This is a genomic window from Pseudomonas sp. BP8 (assembly GCF_017875955.1).
Taxonomy (GTDB): Bacteria; Pseudomonadota; Gammaproteobacteria; order Pseudomonadales; family Pseudomonadaceae; genus Aquipseudomonas.
Genome location: NZ_JAGINK010000001.1, coordinates 3,455,287 through 3,474,929, shown reverse-complemented (window position 1 = coordinate 3,474,929; position 19,643 = coordinate 3,455,287). Strand labels below are relative to the sequence as shown.

General features: G+C 63.4%; 15 protein-coding genes. 4 read left to right on the top strand and 11 right to left on the bottom strand.

The window, feature by feature from the left end; all coding sequences use genetic code 11:
- Nucleotides 1-46 precede the first annotated feature (46 nt).
- From J3B00_RS15190 to J3B00_RS15155, 8 genes are all read right to left on the bottom strand, one after another.
- Nucleotides 47-1,795: an acyl-CoA dehydrogenase family protein gene (locus J3B00_RS15190; RefSeq protein WP_209868300.1), complete on the bottom strand. Its 1,749-nt coding sequence runs from the start codon at nucleotides 1,793-1,795 to the stop codon at nucleotides 47-49.
- A gap of 13 nt (nucleotides 1,796-1,808) precedes the next feature.
- Nucleotides 1,809-3,056, bottom strand: coding sequence for a thiolase family protein (locus J3B00_RS15185; RefSeq protein WP_209868297.1), 1,248 nt, complete (start codon nucleotides 3,054-3,056; stop codon nucleotides 1,809-1,811).
- On the bottom strand, nucleotides 3,053-4,912 hold the full coding sequence (locus J3B00_RS15180; protein WP_209868295.1) for a feruloyl-CoA synthase: 1,860 nt from the start codon (nucleotides 4,910-4,912) through the stop codon (nucleotides 3,053-3,055). The genes J3B00_RS15185 and J3B00_RS15180 overlap by 4 nt, the downstream gene beginning before the upstream one ends.
- 80 nt (nucleotides 4,913-4,992) lie before the next feature.
- Nucleotides 4,993-6,441, bottom strand: coding sequence for an aldehyde dehydrogenase (locus J3B00_RS15175; protein WP_209868293.1), 1,449 nt, complete (start codon nucleotides 6,439-6,441; stop codon nucleotides 4,993-4,995).
- A gap of 48 nt (nucleotides 6,442-6,489) precedes the next feature.
- Nucleotides 6,490-7,320: a p-hydroxycinnamoyl CoA hydratase/lyase gene (locus tag J3B00_RS15170; RefSeq protein WP_209868291.1), complete on the bottom strand. Its 831-nt coding sequence runs from the start codon at nucleotides 7,318-7,320 to the stop codon at nucleotides 6,490-6,492.
- An 89-nt stretch (nucleotides 7,321-7,409) separates the two neighbouring features.
- The gene (locus J3B00_RS15165; RefSeq protein WP_209868289.1) at nucleotides 7,410-7,949 is read right to left on the bottom strand and encodes a DUF3237 domain-containing protein; all 540 of its coding nucleotides are present in this window, start codon (nucleotides 7,947-7,949) and stop codon (nucleotides 7,410-7,412) included.
- Nucleotides 7,946-9,178 (bottom strand): 3-(3-hydroxy-phenyl)propionate transporter MhpT, encoded by a 1,233-nt coding sequence (gene mhpT, locus J3B00_RS15160; RefSeq protein ID WP_209868287.1) that lies wholly within the window; start codon nucleotides 9,176-9,178, stop codon nucleotides 7,946-7,948. Before mhpT ends, J3B00_RS15165 begins: the two co-directional genes overlap by 4 nt.
- Nucleotides 9,179-9,210: 32 nt before the next feature.
- Nucleotides 9,211-10,602, bottom strand: coding sequence for an alginate export family protein (locus J3B00_RS15155; RefSeq protein WP_209868284.1), 1,392 nt, complete (start codon nucleotides 10,600-10,602; stop codon nucleotides 9,211-9,213).
- Between the two features lie 285 nt (nucleotides 10,603-10,887).
- Between J3B00_RS15155 and J3B00_RS15150 the strand changes: the two genes are divergently transcribed.
- The 4 genes from J3B00_RS15150 to J3B00_RS15135 all read left to right on the top strand — a co-directional run bounded on the left by J3B00_RS15150 (nucleotide 10,888) and on the right by J3B00_RS15135 (nucleotide 16,164).
- Nucleotides 10,888-12,552: an arylsulfatase gene (locus tag J3B00_RS15150; RefSeq protein WP_209868282.1), complete on the top strand. Its 1,665-nt coding sequence runs from the start codon at nucleotides 10,888-10,890 to the stop codon at nucleotides 12,550-12,552.
- A complete protein-coding gene (locus J3B00_RS15145) occupies nucleotides 12,549-13,586 on the top strand; it encodes a formylglycine-generating enzyme family protein (protein ID WP_209868280.1) in 1,038 nt (345 codons plus the stop codon). The genes J3B00_RS15150 and J3B00_RS15145 overlap by 4 nt, the downstream gene beginning before the upstream one ends.
- A 397-nt stretch (nucleotides 13,587-13,983) precedes the next feature.
- Entirely contained in the window at nucleotides 13,984-15,321 is a 1,338-nt protein-coding gene (locus J3B00_RS15140) for an MFS transporter (RefSeq protein WP_209868278.1), read from the top strand.
- 129 nt (nucleotides 15,322-15,450) lie between these two features.
- Nucleotides 15,451-16,164: a GntR family transcriptional regulator gene (locus J3B00_RS15135; protein WP_209868276.1), complete on the top strand. Its 714-nt coding sequence runs from the start codon at nucleotides 15,451-15,453 to the stop codon at nucleotides 16,162-16,164.
- 6 nt (nucleotides 16,165-16,170) lie between these two features.
- Here J3B00_RS15135 and J3B00_RS15130 read toward each other — a convergent pair whose 3' ends face one another.
- The 3 genes from J3B00_RS15130 to J3B00_RS15120 all read right to left on the bottom strand — a co-directional run bounded on the left by J3B00_RS15130 (nucleotide 16,171) and on the right by J3B00_RS15120 (nucleotide 19,578).
- The gene (locus J3B00_RS15130; protein WP_209868274.1) at nucleotides 16,171-17,121 is read right to left on the bottom strand and encodes a PDR/VanB family oxidoreductase; all 951 of its coding nucleotides are present in this window, start codon (nucleotides 17,119-17,121) and stop codon (nucleotides 16,171-16,173) included.
- 57 nt (nucleotides 17,122-17,178) lie between these two features.
- The gene (locus tag J3B00_RS15125) at nucleotides 17,179-18,240 is read right to left on the bottom strand and encodes an aromatic ring-hydroxylating dioxygenase subunit alpha (RefSeq protein WP_209868272.1); all 1,062 of its coding nucleotides are present in this window, start codon (nucleotides 18,238-18,240) and stop codon (nucleotides 17,179-17,181) included.
- Nucleotides 18,241-18,657: 417 nt separating this feature from the next.
- Entirely contained in the window at nucleotides 18,658-19,578 is a 921-nt protein-coding gene (locus tag J3B00_RS15120; protein WP_209868269.1) for a LysR substrate-binding domain-containing protein, read from the bottom strand.
- Nucleotides 19,579-19,643: the final 65 nt, after the last annotated feature.

Genomic DNA, 19,643 nt, shown 5'->3' with positions numbered 1-19,643 from the left:
GTTGGGAAAATGCCCTGCAAGGAATGGGGTCAGATCTGATTTTCTCTCACAGGTCATTCACAAACGGCAGCGGTAGCTCGGTCTTTTGCAGGCATTGCAGTCGGTACTCAAAACGCAACCACAGGTGGTCAAAGAAGTACGCCGCCGTCTGACGTTTGCGCCGGTAGAACGGCTGGTCCGCCTGCATCAGCGCCAAGCGTGCCGCCCGGGCCCAGGCATGGCCGAGCAACACCATCGCTAACGCTTGGAGGAAGTCACCCGCGGCCCGGTAGACATATTCCCTGTCTTCGTGCTGCAGAAGCCCATGCACCCAAGCGCGCAATCCGTCGCTGGCGACGCGCAGCTGCTGCGCCCAACGCCTACCTTCGGCGTCAGTCGCCACGCCCGCGTCTTCCAGCACGTGGTCGAGCAGCGCTTCCAGCGCCTCACCCCGGTCGCCCAGCACCTTGCGCACGAGCAGGTCGTTGGCTTGGATCTGGTTGGTTCCCTCGTAGATCATCGCCACGCGGCTGTCGCGGAGAGTCTGCTCGATACCCGACTCGGTGACGTAGCCGTAACCGCCAAACACCTGCAATGCGTCACTGGCCAGCTGAAACCCTTGTTCGGTGAAAAAGGCTTTGACCACCGGCGTGAGCAAGCCGATGCGCGCCTCCAGGGTGTGGCGGGCTGCACCTTGCGACTGCTCGGCAAGGTCGAGCAGATGGGCGCTCCAGTAGCCGATGGCACGCATGCCTTCGGTCAGCGCCCGAGACTGCCACAACACCTGACGCACGCTCGGGTGGAAGATCACAGGATCCGCAGGGGCGGCCAGAACCCCTTCGGGGCGGGCCACGGCGCGCATTTGCACACGTGCCTGCGCATAGGCCAAGACACGCTGGCCGGCGCTTTCGGCGTGGGCCAAACCCTGCAGGCCGACGTAAGTACGGGCACTGTTCATCATCACGAATAACGCCGCCAGGCCGCAATGCGCTTCGCCGATAAGCCAGCCCTGGGCCTGATCGAAGCTGAGACTGCAGGTGGCGCTGGCGTGAATGCCCATCTTGTGTTCGATGCCCGTACAATGAACACCATTAGGCTCGCCTTGCTCAGTCAACTTGGGCACCAGGAACAACGAAAGCCCACGGCTGCCTGCTGGGGCATCGGGCAGACGTGCCAGCACCAGGTGCACAATGTTGTCCGTGAGGTCGTGATCACCTCCAGAAATGAACACTTTGTTGCCCGTCAGCCGATATCCCCCCGCTTCATCCGGCCATGCCTGCGCGCGCAGCAGGCCCACATCGCTACCCGCCTGGGGTTCGGTCAGGCACATGGTGGCCAGGCATTCACCGCTGACAATCTTGCCAAGCCAGGCCTGACGCAGCTCGGCAGAGCCAAATGTGCGCAGGCACGCGTAGGCACCGTGGGCGATGCCGCTGTACATGGCCCAGCCATGGTTACAGGCATAAATCACTTCGTGCAGCGCCGCGCCAAGCAGCAGCGGCAGGCCCTGGCCGCCGTGCTCGACTGTACAGGTCAGCCCTGGCCAACCGCCTCTGACGTAACGCTGGTAGGCCTCGCGAAAACCGCTTGGCGTAGTCACCTGGCCCGCATGGAAGCGGCAACCTTCACGGTCGCCGCTCATGTTCAAAGGCAGTAACTGCTGCTCTGCAAATCGTGCGCCCTCCTCCAGCAGCTGGTGGGCCAACGCGCTGTCGACGCCGGCGAAAGCCTCCGATTCAGCCCAGGCCGCCGGTGCTTGCAGCCAGTGATCGATCACGAAACGAATGTCTTGCAGCGGAGCGCGGTAGGTAGACACGTGAATCTCCTTTTCAGGTCTTGGCCAGTGGATTTTCCAGGAGCAAGGCCATGCCCTGGCCACCGCCGACGCAGGCCGATACCACGCCATAGCGCTGGCCACTGGCGCGCAGTTGCCGCGCAACGCTGATGGCCAGGCGCAGGCCAGTGGCGGCCAGCGGGTGGCCCAGGGCGATAGCGCCGCCACAAGCGTTCAGCCGTTCAGGCGCAATGCCCAGTGATTGCTGCACGGCTACTATCTGCGCGCCCTGGGCTTCGTTAATTTCGAAGCAGGCGATGGCGTCCAGCGCCAAGCCTGCCCGCCCCAGCAGCAAGCGGATGGCCGGCACCGGGCCCAGCCCCATCACCTCGGGCGCCACGCCCACCACGCTGCTGGCCCGCAACCAGGCCATCGGTGTGCGCCCAGCCAGCTGGTCAGCCGAACACATCAGCACCGCCGCTGCGCCATCCACCACCGCACAGCTATTGCCCGCCGTTTGCACCCCCTGCGGGTAAATCGGAGCCAGTTGCTGCAAACGATCGAACGCGGTCGCTCGCGGGTGGCTGTCCTCAGTGACGGCCTCAACGCCACGTGGCAGTCGGAGGCTACGTGGCAACAAGCCCGGTGCTTCGAACACTTCATTGCCAACGCTGACGCACTCGTCGGCAAACCACCCTCGCGCCCGCGCAGCCATGGCCCGTGCGAAACTCTGGGCCGCCCAGGCGTCTACTGCCGCCCGGGGGATGTGGTATTGCCGGGCGATGTTCTCGGCAGTCTGGATCATGCTGATGCCCACGGCGGGGTCGAACAGGGCTTCCCAGAGAAAGTCCTTGAAGCCGACTTCGCCGCCCAAGCGAAAACCCCCACGGTGGGTGTAGGCGACGATCGGATTGCGTGACATCGACTCGGCCGCCACGCACAGCACGGTGCCCGCCTCCCCCGCCTGGATTTGCTCACCTGCTTGGCGCAGCAGTTCAAAACCGGTTGCGCAGATGCGTTGCACCATCAGTGCTGGCACCGCCTGGTCGACGCCGCAATACAGCCCAATATGCCGCGGCAGCATGTAGGCGTCGAAGTCGGCCTGGGCCATGGAGCCGGCCAGTACGCTGTCGACGTCGCGCCCCTCCAGCCCGGCGCGCTGCAACACCGCGCGGCCGGCCTTGATGCCCAGGTCGGTAGGCGAAACCAACCCGAATGCGCCATTGAGGTCGACCCAGGGTGTGCGGATGCCATCGAGCAACGCGGTCGCAGCAAACGCGCGAAACTGCCCCCGGGCCGTCATGGCGCGTCTACGCGCGAGGGCCCTGGCCCGGCATACAGGCTGTCGATCAGGCCCTGGCGTAGTTGCAGGACCGCACGCTGGTTGATCGAGCCCTTGTCGGTGATCTCGCCGCGGTCGATGGACGGCGCTTCGTCGGCCAGGCCCGCGAACTGGATAAAGCTGGCGTTGCCCGTGGCGCCTCGGTTGAGGCTGGCCAACAGGCTGGACAGCCAGTCCCGCACGGCAGGCGATGCCAGGACCTGGGCGTCGCTGGCCTGGGCACCAAGCCCGGCCAGCTGCCGGCATTCGGGCAACCGCGGGAAGATCAGCAAGCCCAGGCATTCGCGGTCCGGTCCCAGCACTACGACGTCCAGCACGTACGGGGCACCCTGCAGGATCACCTGGGTGCGCATTGGCCCAACGCTGACGAAAACCCCGGAAGACAACTTGAAGTCTTCGGCAATACGCCCGTCGAACATCAGCCCCAACTGCGGATTGTCGGGGTCGCACAGGCGCACGGCATCGCCGCTGCGGTAGAACCCTTCATCGTCGAACGCCTCTTCGGTTTGTTGGGATGAGCGCCAGTACCCCGGCATCACGTGCGGCCCGCGAAACCTCGCTTCAAGCTTGCCGTCCACCGGCACCAGCTTGACCTCGCACCCCGGGGCCGGCAGGCCAATGTAGCCGGCGACCGACAGCGGCCCCGTGGTGAACGTGCACGAAGGCGAGGTCTCGGTCATGCCCAGCCCCGCCATCATGCGGATGCGTTCGCCACAATGGGCCACGGACACGGCGTCAAGCCGATCCCAGACGGCCTGGGACAACCCGGCACCGGCAAAGAAGAACAGCTTCATGCGCTGGAAAAAACGTTCGCACAGGCTGCTGTCCTGCTCCAGCGCCTTGACCAGCTCTTCCCAGCCCTTGGGCACGGTCAGGTAAGCCGTGGGGGAAATGTCCTTGAGATTGTGCAGGGTCTGGGCGAAGCCTTGCGGCGTCGGCTTGCCATCGTCGATATACAGCGTGCCGCCGTTGTACAGCACGATGCCGACATTGTGGCTGCCACCAAAGGTGTGGTTCCACGGTAGCCAGTCGACCAGCACCGGCGGCACTTCGGCGAATTCCGGGAAGGTTTGCAACAGCATCTGCTGGTTGGCGCAGAGCATGCCTTGGGTGGTGACCACGGCCTTGGGCAGCTTGGTGGAGCCGGACGTGAACAAAAACTTGGCCAGACTTTGTGGGCGCAACGCGGCAAACGCCTGGTCGGCGCAAGGGTGTGCGGCGGTGGCCAGCACATTGGCGAACGGTGTGCTCGCCCTGCCTGGCAGTTCGCCCTCGCCCAGCACCAGTTTCACCGAGGGCTCGAACACCGCATCGATGGCTCTGCCATAGGCAGCGTCGGCCGCGAAGACCAGGCCGGGTTGCAGGGTCTGGACGATATGGCGCAGTTTGCCAAAGTCCTGAGACAGCAGTGAATAGGCCGGCGATACCGGGCAATACGGGATCCCGGCATACAGTGCGGCCGAGGCCAATTGCACATGCTCGAGGTCGTTGCCCGAGAGGATCACCAGCGGGCGCTCGGCGCTCAGGCCTTGATCCAGCAACCAGGTGGCGATGCATCGAACCCGCTGCAACATGGCGGCGTAAGTGATGTGCTGCCACTCGCCATCAGCACCACGGCGGGCGACGAATGTTTGCTCGCCGCGCTGTTCGGCCCAATGCAGCAAGCGCTCCATCAGCCGTGCCGGGTAAGCGTCGAGTGTTTCCACAGGGTCCAGGTAGAGGATGTCGCCTTGCTGGCGCACCTGTACCTGAGGCTGCCCGATCTTGACGGCGCGCAATGGCGCACGCTGGGCAACGGAGAGGGTTTCGCAAACCATGAAGGCTACCTCTGCCTTAGTGCGCCCAAGGGCCGAGAGGCCCCCAGGTGCATTCGCTATTGTTGTTGTGAGTGCGTGGATTAGATCGGGTAGTGCCGGGCGCCTTGTTGCACGGTGACCCAGCGCAACTGGGTAAAGGCGTCGATGGCCGCCGTGCTGCCGAAGCTGCCGTAGCCACTGGCCTTGACCCCGCCGAAAGGCATCTGCGCTTCGTCATGCACGGTCGGGCCATTGATATGGCAGATGCCCGACTCCAGGCGCTGGGCAAGGGCAAGGGCGCGCTGAGTGTCCCGGCTGAAAATCGCCGCGCTCAGGCCGAACTCGGAGTCGTTGGCCAGGGTCAGCAGTGCTTCGTCACCACTGGCGCGCAGCACCACGGCAACGGGGCCGAACGACTCTTCGCGATACAGCTTCATGTCGGCGTTGACGTGGTCGAGCAGCACCGGCTGCATGACGCTGCCCGCACGCTCACCGCCGGCCACCAGGGTCGCGCCCTTGTTGATGGCGTCATCCACCAGTGCCTGTATGCGCTCACCGGCCCCGGCATCGATCAATGAACCCAGCGGCGCATCGCTTTGCTCAGGGTCCGCTGCGCGCAAGCGACGGACTTTTTCACCGAGCTTGGCGACAAACGCATCAGCCACGGCCTGGTCGACGATCAGCCGCTCGGTGGACATGCAGATCTGACCCTGGTTGAAGTAGGCGCCAAACGCTGCGGCATCGACCGCAGCATCCAGGTCGGCATCGGCCAGCACCAGGAACGGTGCCTTGCCGCCCAATTCGAGCACCGCAGGCTTCAAGTGACGCGCCGCCAGTTGCCCAACGATACGCCCGACATGAGTAGAGCCGGTGAAGTTCACTCGGCGCACCGCCGGATGCGCGATCAGCCGCTCGACCAGCGCCGGCGCATCGTGCGGGGCGTTGCTGATCACGTTGACCACGCCATCTCCCAAACCGGCCGCCTGCAACACCTGACCGATCAGGCCATGCACCGCCGGGCTGGCTTCGGAGGCCTTGAGTACCACGGTGTTGCCGCACGCCAAGGGCATGGCGATGGCGCGTGCGGCCAAAATCACCGGTGCATTCCACGGCGCGATGCCTAGCACCACGCCGCAGGGTTGGCGCAGGGCCATGGCAAAGCTGCCGGGCACGTCGGAAGGGATGACGCTGCCCTGGATCTGGGTGGTCATCGACGCCGCTTCGCGCAGGATGTTGGCCGCCAGCATTACGTTGAAACCGTACCAGTTGGCCTTGGCCCCTGTTTCCCCGGCCATGGCCAGGAATTCGTCACGCCGGGCGTCCAGCGCATCAGCCGCCTTCAGCAAGCGCGCGCGGCGCTCGCTTGGCCCCAGCGCTGCCCACGCGGGGAAAGCCGCCTGGGCCGCTTCGACCGCCGCATCGGCGTCGGCCAGGGTGGCCGCAGCCACCACCGACACCACGTTGCCGTTGACTGGATGGCGACGTTCGAACGTGCCGCCGTCGCTGGCCGCACGGGCCTTACCGCCAATTAACAATGGCACCTCGAACATCGGGCATTCCTCTTTTTCTGATTATTCGGGAATGAACGCCAAGATCACTCAGCGCTTGTAGGCTTGCAGGCCCGGCTTGATGCTTTTGTCGTCGAGGAACTGCTTCAAGCCCTGCGCGCGCCCGTGCTCCGGGTCACGCAGTTGCGCCTGGTCGAGCTTGGCGTAGAGGTAGTCCTCGTTCTGCTCCCAGGTCAACTCGCGGCAGCGCTTGAAGCCGTTTTTGGCAGCACGCAGCACCACCGGGTTCTTGTCCAGCAGGTCCTGAGCGAGCAGTACCACTTCGTCGCGCAGTTGCGCCAACGGCACGCTTTTGTTGACCAGGCCCATTTGCGCGGCTTTCTGCCCGTCGAAGGTCTTGCCGGTCATGATGTAGTACAGCGATTCACGGTGGCCCACGGTGTCGGCCATGGCCTTGCTGACCAGGTTGCCCGGTGGGATGCCCCAGTTGATTTCAGACAAGCCGAAGGTGGCCTCATCGGCGCAGATAGCCAGGTCGCAAGCGACCAGCGGGCTGAAACCGCCGCCGAAGCACCAGCCGTTGACCATGGCGATGGTCGGCTTGCTGTAGAAACGCAGCAGTTTCCACTGCCACTCCGAAGCATCGCGGCGGATGCGCTCCTGAAGAATCTCCGGGCCGGCGTCCACCTCGCGGAAGTACTCCTTGAGGTCCATGCCCGCGGTCCAGGCACTGCCTTCGCCGGTCAACACCAGCACACGGGCGTCGGCGTCCTGCTCGACGGTTTCCAGCACATCGCGCATTTCACGGTTGAGCGTAGGGCTCATGGCATTGCGCTTTTCCGGACGGTTGAAGCTGACCCAGGCGATGCCTTGCTCGACGGTGACTTTCACGGTCTGCCAGCGGTTCTCGTATTGGCTCATCACACACCTCTTGTACTGATTGTTCGTTGTGGTTGGCCGAACATTAGCCCGGCCATTTAGTTAAGTCAATTAACCATTAACAGAATTATCTATTTAACTTCGAAGGCGTCGTAGACGACGGCATTGCCCAAGCGCATGGCACTGCCGACGCCCACCGTGCGGTTGAGCCAGGCGTATTGCGGGGCCGAGGTTTCAAAGTGCATCGTGATACGGAACTGGTACAGGCTGGGGTCGACATCCTCGCCAGCGGCGACTTTTTTCATTACCTCTGGCGGGCCGAAGCGGTAGCCCTCGGTACGCAGGTAGATCAACGCGCCATCATCGGTTTGTAGCAGGTAACGGGTGTCGATAATGGCGACGCCCTCTGGGGTGACCACCTGCCAGTCCGCGCCATTGTTGAGGATGGTCCCCTTGAGCCGGGGCCCCTCGAAATGCCCGCCCGTGATAGGAATGATCCGCCGTTTGCCCTGGCCGCTGGTGCTGCCCAATTCCCAGATGGGTGCCACCAGGTCAACGCTGAAGCGCGCCAGCGGCTCGAACTTGAGCGGCGGCGGTTCATAGCTCGCGGCTTGGGCCAGTGCGGCGCAGCTGCTCAAGCACAGGGCGGCAAGCCCTTTACGCAGGCTCATGGCGCCACCCCTTGCGAAGCCGCTGCCTCGCTGTGCGGTGCACGCCGCCCCAGCAGCGCCATCGCCGCCACAGCCGCTACAACCAAGCCCGGCGAGGCTGCCAGCAACAAGCCCCCTACCCCGGCACCAGCGGCGAGGATCTGGCCGGCCGCCAAGGGCCCGGCCATCGACCCCAGCCGGCCCACGGCCACCGACGCCCCTACTCCCGTAGCGCGTACTTGTGTCGGGTATAGCGTGGGAGCCAGTGCATACAGCACCAACTGGCCGCCGATGGCGCAATAGCCGGCGGTAAATCCGGCCAGCAGGATCAAGCCAAAGGTTGTGGACAGGCCCAGGCCCGCCAGTGAGACGAGCATGCCGGCGTAGGCGATCAACACCGCACGCCCGGCGTGGCCACGGTCCATCATGCGTCCGGTCAGGAATGACCCCGCCGCGCCGCCCAGGTTGAACAGGATCTGCACCGCGCCGGCCTGCGGCCGCGAATAGCCCTGGCCGATCAGCAGCGAGGGCAGCCAGTTGAGCAACATGTACAGCACGGTCAGGGTAAAGAAGCATGCCAGCCACAGCAGCAACGTGCGGCTCGCCCGACCAGGCCCGAACAGTTGCGCTGCCAGCCCGTTCTGCGTGCCGCTGGTGGCGGCCTGGGCGCGAAACGCCTGGGACTCCGGCAGCCAGACCATCAGCACGAAGGCAATCGCAATGGGCGCGAAGCCGCCCACGTAGAACACCGTGCGCCAGCCCTCGTCCAGGCCCGCCATGCCAATCACCGAAGCGATGGCGCCACCCAGTGGCACGCCGCAGTAGGTCAGGCTGACCGCCGTGCTGCGCAGGCGCTCGTGGGCGGCTTCGCTGGCCATGGCGATGAGGATCGGCAGCGCCGCCCCCAGCCCCAGTCCGGTCATCAGCCGCGCTACCAGCAGCGATGGATAGTCCCAGGCATGCGCGGTGGCCAACGAGAACACCCCGAACAGCAACACGGCCATGATGAGGATGCGCTTGCGTCCCATGCGGTCCGCCAGCCAGCCACCGACGAAGGCGCCCGGCAACAGGCCGAGCAAGCCGGCACTGAACACCCAACCCAGCATGGCGGGGGTCAAGGCGAATTCCTTGGCCAAGTGTGGCGCGGCAACGCCGGTGGCTTGCAGGTCGAGCCCCTCGAGCAGCGCGACGAGAAAACACAAACCGATCGTCAGTACCGGCCGGTGCGAATGTGCGATTGAACCACTCATGTGCAGCCCTCTTGTTGTTATGCGATTAGGAGTCAGAGCCTGAAGGTCGCACGTACCGACACCAGCGAGGCGTCGTCGCCCCCGGCATCGCGGATGGCGGCGCCTATGTCGTAGTACTTCAGGTCGAGGTCGAGCGTCAGGTTAGGCGTCGCCAACCATCGGCTATTGACGCGGTAGATGGTGCCCACGTGTCGGCCGGTGCCGCGGGTATTGGCGAGGATGCTCATGCCAGGCATGTATACGCCGTCGTTGGTGTTCTGTTTCCACACCTCGAAGATACCGGGTTCGAAGCGCAGGGCGCGCCAGGGTGAAAAGCCAAAGGTCGGGCCAATGACGATAATGTTGCTCAACGTGGTCAGGCTGGCCTCGCCGTACACGCCGTTACGTGGGTACAACGGGTCGAAGGTGCCAACCTTGCCATCGCCCAGGTCGCTGTCGCCGCTGGCGGCGTCCAGGCGCATGGCCAGGCGTGGCGCCCACGGGTGGTTGAAGGTGTAGCCGGTGTCGCTGGACACCGCCCAGGCACGAATGGAAGCGTTGCCCAGGTGCCCGCTCTGGCCGGCCAGGTCCCAACTCCAGTCGAGAGCCTGGTAACGGCCGAACACGCGGGTGCCGAACGTGTAGCGTTGTTCATCACCCGTTTCACCCGCCAGGGCGCGGTCGTCGGTTTCGAGGCCGAAGGCGAACAGGTCGATGTTCCAGGCATGGGTCAATGGCAGGGTGCCGTACAGGCCATAGAACTTGACCCCATTGTTACTGCCGTCATCCCAGCTGTCCTCGCCGGTCGTCACCGGCCGTACCGCGAAGGCATCGAGCTTGCGCCCATCCTTGAGGTTGAGGCTGGCGCGCAACCCGTCGAAGGTCTGGCGGATGTTGGGGGAATCGCGGTACGTGACGAACACCTGGTTGCCGTACGCCATCTCCTGGCGGCCGACACGGGTCGTGAAGCGCCCGCCGTCAATGTCATGGTTCAGGTCGATAAACGCCTGGCGCACTTCATTGCGGCTTTCGTCGTTCGGCGAGTACAGGTCCTTGCCGAACGCGCGGGTGTTTTCGATTTGCACAAAGGCACGCAGCGCATCGTCGAACAGGTGCAGGTCGGCGTGGGCTTGCAGGCGTTGCATCAGGTAGGAATCGTCCTTGAAACCGCGCAGGCCGAAAAAGGGCTTGTCCAGTGAATCGGCGCGATAGCGCGCTTCCGCGCCCAGTTGCAGCCATGCGCTTTCCGACAGGCGATGGTAACGCAGGCCATCGAAGGGGTCGCTGGCTTTGCCTGGGTCATCCAGGAAGCGGTAATCCTCGACCCAGCGCGGCGCGCCAGGCCGCCCTGGGCGGCTGTCCTCCAAGGGGCTCGCCGCCTGTGAAAGCTGGGCGATTGATAACAGCGCCAGGGACAGACATGCCCCCGTCAGCGGCTTCGTCATCAGAATATCCTTTCTTGTTGTTGTGAAAATGGATAACTCTGTTAACGATTATTTTGTTTAACGATCATGCCGTCAATAGGCGTCAGCGCTTATCGCCTACGACGAGGTTCGATCACCGTTCGCTGATCGAACACTTTTTAAACCCCCTATCTAGGCGCATTGTCTGGAGTAGCCCGAACAGAAGCGTTTCAGCCGAGATCCTCGCCGGTTTCCAATTCTTGACAAGATAATTAAATGTAAAAATTATGTAGCGCATCCTTCCGACAATAATAAAGAGAAAACCCCATGCCCCCCTCCAAGCCCTTGCTCGCTTTCAGCCTGCTGCTGCTCGGCGCAAGCCAAGCATTCGCCGCCCCAACCGTTAAGCAACCCAACATTCTGCTCGTGGTCGCGGATGACCTGGGGTTTTCCGACCTGTCTGCGCTAGGCAGCGAGATCGCTACCCCGCACTTGGACAAGCTGCTTGCCGCCGGGCGCCTGATGCTCGACTTCCATGCCTCACCCAGCTGCTCGCCCACCCGCGCCATGCTGATGTCCGGCAACGATCCGCACCTCTCCGGGGTCGGCATGATGGCCGAATCGCGCGGGCGCCTGCCGGCGGGCAGCGAGGTGCAGCCGGGGTATGAAGGTGTACTGGGTGCCAATGTGGCCACGCTCGCCGAGCTGTTGCGCGACGCGGGTTATCGCACCTACATCGCGGGCAAGTGGCATTTGGGCATGACCTCTGCGCAGCAGCCGCAAAACCGCGGCTTCGACCAGGCGTATGTGCTGCTGGAAGGCGGCGCGGCGCACTTCAAGCAAACCAACATGGGCCTGTTGCCAAACTACAGCTGGAGCTTTCGCCACAACGGCGAACCCGTGGAGCTGCCCAACGACTTCTACTCGACCCGCTGGTTCACCGACCGCCTGATCGACGTCATCGACCAGGGCAAGGCAAGCCAAAAGCCTTTCTTCGCCTTCGCCGCCTACACCGCACCGCACTGGCCGCTGCAGGCGCCCGACGCATACCTGGCGCAGTACCGTGGCCGCTATGACCAAGGCTATGAACAGATCGCGCGCGAGCGGCTGCAGCGCCAGCGCAAGGCCGGGCTGGTGCCTGCCGACTTTCCGATGGAGCCACAACTCGAAGGCGTGCCCAGCTGGGCGTCGCTGAGCCCGGAGCAACGGCAGCAGTCGGCACGCACCATGGAGGTGTACGCCGCGATGGTGGCCGCGCTGGACGCCGAGGTGGGCCGCCTGGTGGACCACCTGCGTGAAACGGGCGAGCTGGACAACACCCTGGTGTTGTTCATGTCCGACAATGGCCCGGAAAACGCCAACCGCGTAGACCCGGAATGGGTCAAACACAATTTCGACAACCGCCTGGAAAACTACGGCCGGCCTGATTCGTTCCTGATGATCGGCTCGGCATGGGCCCAGGTCAGTGCCCTGCCCAGCCGCCGCTACAAAATGACCACTTACCAGGGCGGTATCCGCGTACCGGCCTTCGTCCACTACCCGGCAACGATAAAACCCGGGCGCAGCGAAGAACTGGCCAGCGTGCGCGACATCATGCCGACCTTGCTACAACTGGCCGGCGCTTCACTGCCAGGGATCAAGTACCGCGACCGCGATATCGTGCCACCGCAAGGCACGTCGGCCCTGGCTTACCTCGAAGGCCGGGACAAGCAGATCCACCCCCGCGACGAGGCCATGGGCTGGGAGATCAACGGCAACGCCTCACTGCGCAAGGGCAACCTCAAACTGCTGTTCGACACCACCGACGCAGCACCGGCGTGGCGCTTGTACGACTTGAGCAAAGACCCAGGCGAACACCATGACCTGGGTGCACAACAGCCCCAGCAGGTGACCGAACTATTGCGCGACTGGAAAAGCTATGCCCAGCGCAACAACATTGTCATCACGAGCGAGGGCCGGCCTGTTTCCCCTGCGCTGGTCAGCAAGCCATGACACCCCGGCTGCTCGGGGGCGCGGCACTTGCCCTCGGCGTGCTCGCCGCTGCCTATGCTGCATGGCCAGCAGCCCCTGCTCCTGCGCTGTTGTGCGGCAGTTACAGCGGTGTGCCCGCGCCCCGCGAGGGGCCGTGGCGCGATGGCATGGTGCGGGTACCCGGGGCAACCTTCAGCTTCGGCTCAAGCCGCTTCTACAGTGAAGAAGGCCCGCCGCACCCGGCCAAGGTCTCGGCCTTCTGGATCGACGTGCACCCGGTCACCAATGCCCAGTTCGCCCGCTTCGTGCAGGCGACCGGCTACGTCACCCAGGCCGAACAGGGCATCGATGTGCAAGCCGCCCCCGATCTGCCGGAGACACTGCGGGTGCCGGGGGCTATGGTGTTCAAACAGGGTGCCGAGGTATTACGGCCTGGCTGGCAGTTCGTTGCCGGGGCGAGCTGGCGCCACCCGTTGGGGCCCGACAGTCATTGGCGTGAGCGGGCAAACCACCCGGTCGTGCAAGTGACCCTGCGCGATGCGCAGGCCTACGCCCGCTGGGCCGGCCACGCACTGCCCAGCGAGGCGCAGCTGGAATACGCCATGCGCGGTGGCCTGCAGGATGCGGACTTCAGCTGGGGCGCTAGCGAGCACCCTTCGGGCAAACCCATGGCCAATACCTGGCAGGGCCAGTTCCCGTATCACAATCAAGCGCTCGATGGTTTCACCGGCACCTCCCCCGTGGGCTGCTTCGTGGCCAATGGCTTTGGCGTGTTCGACGCAGGGGGCAATGTCTGGGAGTTGACCCGTAGCGGATACCGCCCCGGGCATGATCAGGCCCGCGATGCCGGCCTCGATCCACCCGGCCCGGCATTGAGCGACAGCTACGACCCTGCGCAACCCGGTACGCCGGTGGCGGTGATCAAAGGTGGGTCACACCTGTGCTCGGCAGATGCCTGCATGCGCTATCGGCCTTCGGCCCGGCAACCGCAGACGCTATACCTGGCGACGTCCCATGTGGGGTTTAGGACGGTGCGGCAGGCGCAGGGCGACTGAAGCACATAACGTGCATCCGCTTTGGCTGCGACCACGAGCGCTCACCGCTCAACGCAGCCAAGCAATGGATCCATCGAATTGAAGACAGACAACCAGTTCGATAATCGAACGATTTTATCTTTCGAGGTTGTGTATATATATTATTGATCTATAGGGTTTTTATAGATGTAATCTGAATCCAGTCTTGAGTATCACTGGCTTTCTACCTAGTACCGCTATTGATTTCTGGATCCCCAAACAGTTTCTATCGCACCCAGGGATTCGGCAACACAGCCGCTTCCCACAAAAACAAGAAAGGTGCCTCCATGTCCGAACCGCGCAAAGCCGTCATCCTGCGGCTGCCTGCTGATACCTGTCCCCTTGTCCCTGCCCTCCTCACCACTTGCGAGACGCATCCATGAGCCAATGCCTGAAGGCGGTGGTCAACGATCAACCCATGCGTCCGTTCCAGTACCTGGCCGTAGGCGTGTGTATCGCGTTGAACATGATCGACGGTTTCGATGTGCTGGTGATGGCGTTCACCGCGTCCTCGGTTGCCAGCGAATGGGGCCTGAATGGTGCCCAGGTGGGCATGCTGCTCAGTGCCGGGCTGTTCGGCATGGCAGCAGGTTCGCTGTTCATCGCACCTTGGGCTGACCGCTTCGGGCGCCGGCCGTTGATCATGTTCTGCCTGGTACTGTCCGGTATCGGCATGCTGCTGTCTGCCCACAGCCAGACGCCGACACAACTGGCCCTGCTGCGCGCGCTGACCGGGCTAGGCATCGGCGGCATCCTGGCCAGTAGCAACGTGATTGCCAGCGAGTACGCCAACAAACGCTGGCGGGGCTTGGCGGTGAGCCTGCAGTCGACAGGCTACGCACTGGGGGCCACGTTTGGCGGGCTGCTTTCCGTGTGGCTGCTGACCCACTACGGCTGGCGTTCGGTGTTCACGGTCGGGGGCTGGGTCACCCTGGCCACCCTGCCGGTGGTGATGCTGTACCTGCCCGAGTCGCTGGACTTTCTGCTTGCCAAACGCCCGGCCAAGGGGGTGGCCAAGCTCGATCGCCTGGCCGTCCAGCTTGGCCAGCCGGCGCCCGGGGCGTTTCCAACGGCAACTCAGGACACCGAGCAGGCCCCGCGCAGTGCGCTGGTGCAACTGCTCAACGGCGTGTCGCGGCGCACTACCCTGTTACTGTGGGCGTTGTTCTTCCTGGTGATGTTCGGTTTCTACTTCATCATGAGCTGGACGCCGAAGCTGCTGGTGTCTGCCGGGTTATCGGCACAACAAGGCGTCAGTGGCGGCGTGTTGCTCAGTGTCGGCGGCATCGTCGGCGCGACGCTGATCGGCCTGCTGGCCTCGCGGTGGCGGCTGTCGACGGTGCTGAGCGTATTCATGCTGGTCACGGCCGGCCTGCTGGTGCTGTTCGCCTGCACCGCCACCTCGGTCACCGCGGCGCTGGCCCTGGGCTTGCTGATCGGCCTGGCCTCCAACGCCTGCGTCGCCGGGCTGTATGCCCTGTCGCCGATGCTCTATGGGGCATCGGTACGGGCTACGGGGGTGGGCTGGGGCATCGGCATCGGCCGCATCGGCGCCATCCTGTCGCCCACCGTGGCCGGGCTGCTGCTGGACGGCGGCTGGCAGCCACTGCACCTGTACGGGGTGTTTGCGGTGGTGTTCGTGATCGCGGCGGCGGCGCTGCTGCTGTTCCTGCCCAAGCACCAGGTGCAGCAACCCGGTGCCTTGACCCAGGCCTGAAGTTTCTTCAACCGCGACTTCAAAGACCCATGCGCCGCGCAGAGGTCACTCTGCACGGGCCGCTGCGCCAACTGCACAGCTGGCACCCAGTGCGTTAACATGGCGGCCTCTTTTTCGAGGTCGCCTGCAATGAGCAAACACGGCCAGACCATCCTGGTCGCACTGCGCAAGATGATCGCCTCCGGTGAACTAGCCGGGGGCGAGCGCTTGATGGAAGTGCCCACCGCCGAACGTTTCGGTGTTTCCCGCATGCCGGTGCGCATGGCCTTCAGAACACTGGAGCAGGAAGGCCTGCTGGTGCGCCATGGCGGCAAGGGCTTCCAGGTGCGCACGCTCACGGCCGAAGACCTTAGCGGGGCGGTCGAAGTGCGCGGTGTGCTCGAAGGCCTGGCCGCACGCCAATGCGCCGAACGCGGGCTTGAGCCGCAGGCCATGGCCACGCTCAAGCGCTGCCTGGATGAAGGCGATGTGATCTTCGACAAGGGTTACATCACCGAGCAGGACCTGGCAGCCTTCCACGACCTGAACGTGCGTTTCCACCAGGTGATCGTGGCCGGCAGCGGCAACCCGGCGATTGCCGAGGCACTGGCGCGCAACGACCACCGCCCCTTCGCCTCGGTGTCGGCCCTGGCCTTCGACCGCGACAACATGGCCCGCGAGTACCGCCGCTTCAACTTTGCCCACATGCAGCACCATTCGCTGGTCGATGCCCTGCGCAACCGCCAGGGTGCGCGCGCTGAAAGCATCATGCGCGAGCACGCCAATGCCACGCTGCGCTACGCCGAAGTGTTCGGCGCAGCGAGCGTGGCAAGTGGCGTGCAAGTGATTACCAAGGGCGACTAGCGCCCGTTACAGGTCCAGTACCAGTAACGGCGTCCGCGCCCGCGAGCAGCACGGCGTGAACTGGTCGTTGGCCGCTTGCTCGTCTTCGGTGAGGTACAGGTCGCGATGCTCCGGTACCCCTTCCAGCACGCGGGTCAGGCAGGTGCCGCACACACCTTGCTCGCAGGAGATGGCAATCGCCACCCCGTGGCTCTCCAGCACCTGCACCACGGTCTTGTCCGCCGGCACCTCGAACACCTGCCCAGTGCTGCTCACCTTCACCGAAAACGCCCCGTCATTGCTGGAGTCGACAGGCGCCGCCGCAAAGTACTCGCGGTGCAATTGCGCCTGCGGCCAACCCTGGCCACGGGCGCTGTCCAGCACATGCTCCATGAACCCACCAGGGCCGCACACGTACAGGTGGTCGTGCGCACCCGGCTGCGCCAGCACGCGGGCCGCGTCCAACCGGGTTTGCGGGTTTTCATCGAAGTGCAGGTGTACCCGGCTGGCGAACGGCGCAGCGGCCAGGCGCTCGATGAACGCCGCCCGCTCGCTCGAACGCGTGCAGTAATGCAGTTCGAAATCATCACCCTGCAACCACAATTGCTCTGCCATGCACAGGATCGGGGTAATGCCGATCCCGCCAGCGAACAACAGGCTGCGCGCCGCGTTGGGCGCCAATGCGAAGAGGTTGCGCGGCTCGCTGATCAGCAAGCGCTGCCCCGCCGCCACCTGTTCGTGCAAGCAACGCGATCCACCGCGTGAAGCGGCGTCGTTGAGCACGCCGATCAGGTAGCGATGACGCTCCTGGGGGTGATTGCACAGGGAATACTGACGTACCAGGCCACCGGGCAGGTGCACATCGATATGCGACCCCGCGCTGAACGCTGGCAAGGGTTGGCCTTGGGCGCAGGTCAATTCGTAGCTACAGATGCCTTCGGCTTCGGTGGTTCGGGATGTCACGACAACTTCAATCATGGCGCACCTTCCATTGACGTCCACCGGGGGTGGCCGTGCAACACATCGACAAGGGAGTTATTGGGCGGATGCAATCAGCGGTGCGGCCGCAGGGGCTTGTTCCTGGGCGATCAGGCGTTCCAGAATGCGCCGCGACTGCACGCCGCCTGCGTCGATGTTGAGCTTGAGCAGGCTGCGCTGCGGGTTGGCCAGCAGGTTCGCCTGCTGCTGCTCAAGCATCTCGAGGTCTTCGCTGAAGATCTTGCCCTGGCCTTCGCGAATGCTGGCAGTCAGCGCCTGATCCTGAGGGTTGAAGTTGCGGGCCATGCCCCAGAAGTACCAGATCGAGGTCTCGGTTTCGGGCGTGATGAAGTCAACCACGATGCTCGACGCCTTGTGCGCCGGGGCGGCGTGGTAGCCACCCTTGCCGGCGAGCGCTACCCCCACTTCGATCAGCACATGGCTGGGCGGGGTGAAGCGGCAGATCTGCCAGCGGTCCACAGGCTGATCGTCGGGCAGGTTGTTGCCGCGCAGGGCCATGCGCCAGAACGGCGGTGCCATGATGTTTTCCATGTGCCGCGCGGTGACCACTTCATCGCCATCAACCGTGGTCACCGGCGGCGCTTCGTCGATTTCCTTCTGGCCAATGCTGGAGGCATGCACGTAGGTTTCATGGGTCAGGTCCATCAGGTTGTCGATCATCAGTCGATAGTCGCAGTTGATGTGGAACAACCCACCGCCGTAGGCCCACTCTGCACTCTCGGCCCACTCCAGGTGGCAGAGCGCGGCAGGGTCGGCCTTGTCCTGTTCGCCGGGCCAGACCCACACGAAGCCGTAGCGCTCCAGGGTGGCGTAGGTCTTATTGCACGGGAAGCCGCGCACCCGCTGGCCGGGCATTTCGACGGTCTTGCCGTCGCAGCCCATCACCAGGCCATGGTAGCCACAAACCAGGTTGCCGTTCTCGACGTAACCCAGCGACAACGGCGCGCCCCGGTGCGGGCAGAAATCTTCCACGGCGCAGACGCGGTTCTCCTGGCCGCGGTAGAACACCATTTTTTCCCCACAGATCTGCCGGCCCAGCGGCTTGCCAGTGAGCTCATCGGGGGTGCAGGCGACATACCAGGCGTTTTTCGGGTACATGGAACTCTCCAGCTTTGTTTTTGTGGATCCATTAACGTGCAGTTATGACTGAAATGTCAATCATAAACCCGATATCAATGTATTTGTGGATCCACAAAAAGCAAGCTGGTGGTCAGATTTCCTGGGCACCACCAATGGCTCGCAAACGCGTGCTCGCTGTCATCAGAGCGCATAAAGTCCCACAATCACTCAAAGCGCGACTGCCACCTCCAAGAGCCGTAGGAAACATGGCCGCCCTGCTCTGCGAGGGGCTGAACTGGCTAGGCTCATGATCGACAATACCCATGCTGGGCGGTACGTCGGGAATCAGTTTCTACCGTAAGCTCGAGCAAAGGAAATCGGCAGTACAACGAGCGGGGGTACATGACACCTTCGAAAAAGCAATGAGCTTACCTGGTGCAGGCGGCCCCAAACCGCTCAGTTTTGAGGTTGAATTTGCGCGCACCATTGTCTCAAAAGCTCGGAAAAAACTGAGGCCGCCTCTGATAGTTGCCTATCTGTCGGGGATGTCAATCCGATCGGAGCACGTAGCAGCGTGCTGCGAAAAGGGAGCTGAACAATTAGCCCCATCCGAATATCCAGGTCGACAACGCCCCGCTGTACAAACCAGACACCGTCGTAATCCTGCACGTACACACGCGAGAAAGTCTCACTCAGTGATTCCTGTATCTGAAACCCCTCTACCCCGCCCTTTGATAGTAAAAAATTGTCTACGCTGATTCGCACCAGTGTTCCGTGCGGCGACACCACGAGCGTGTAGGGACGCAGATCATTAAGGTCAAGATGCCGATGCTGGGCAAGCGGATGGCCGCTGCGCACCACTAGCACCAGATTTTCTTCGTAGAGTGCCTCGAACACTACGCCCACCATGTCCCGTCCGATCAGGCGCCCAACGATCAAATCGAGCTCACGGGTGCGCAGCTTGCCTACCAGGTAATCGTAAATACCGGAAGCGACCTGCACCTGGATGTGCGGGTATCGCTGACGCATCTGCTCTACGACAGGTGCAAGCATGTAACCAGCTGCAGTTGGTAATGCACCAACCTTCAGAACCTGAGGTGCTTGGGGCGCATCTTTCACGTCCTCCATGGCCAGCCTGAAGCTGGCCATGGTCTGAGTGGCGTGCTTGCTGAACGCCTCCCCCGCTTGTGTCAGTTGTATGCCTTTTCGCCCGCGCACCAGCAACTGGGCATCCAGTTCCTGCTCCAGCTCCTTGACGCTTTTGGATACTGCCGACAGCGTGATGTGAAGAAGCTTTGAAGCCGTCACAAGACTGCCAGAGCTAACGACAGCGAGGAACACCTTGAAGTGACGGAGGCTGATGGGGGATGGCTTCATACAACAACTCCTTATTGATCAACCTGCAGGTTAATCAACGGTGGCTTTTATATCAATTTAATGAA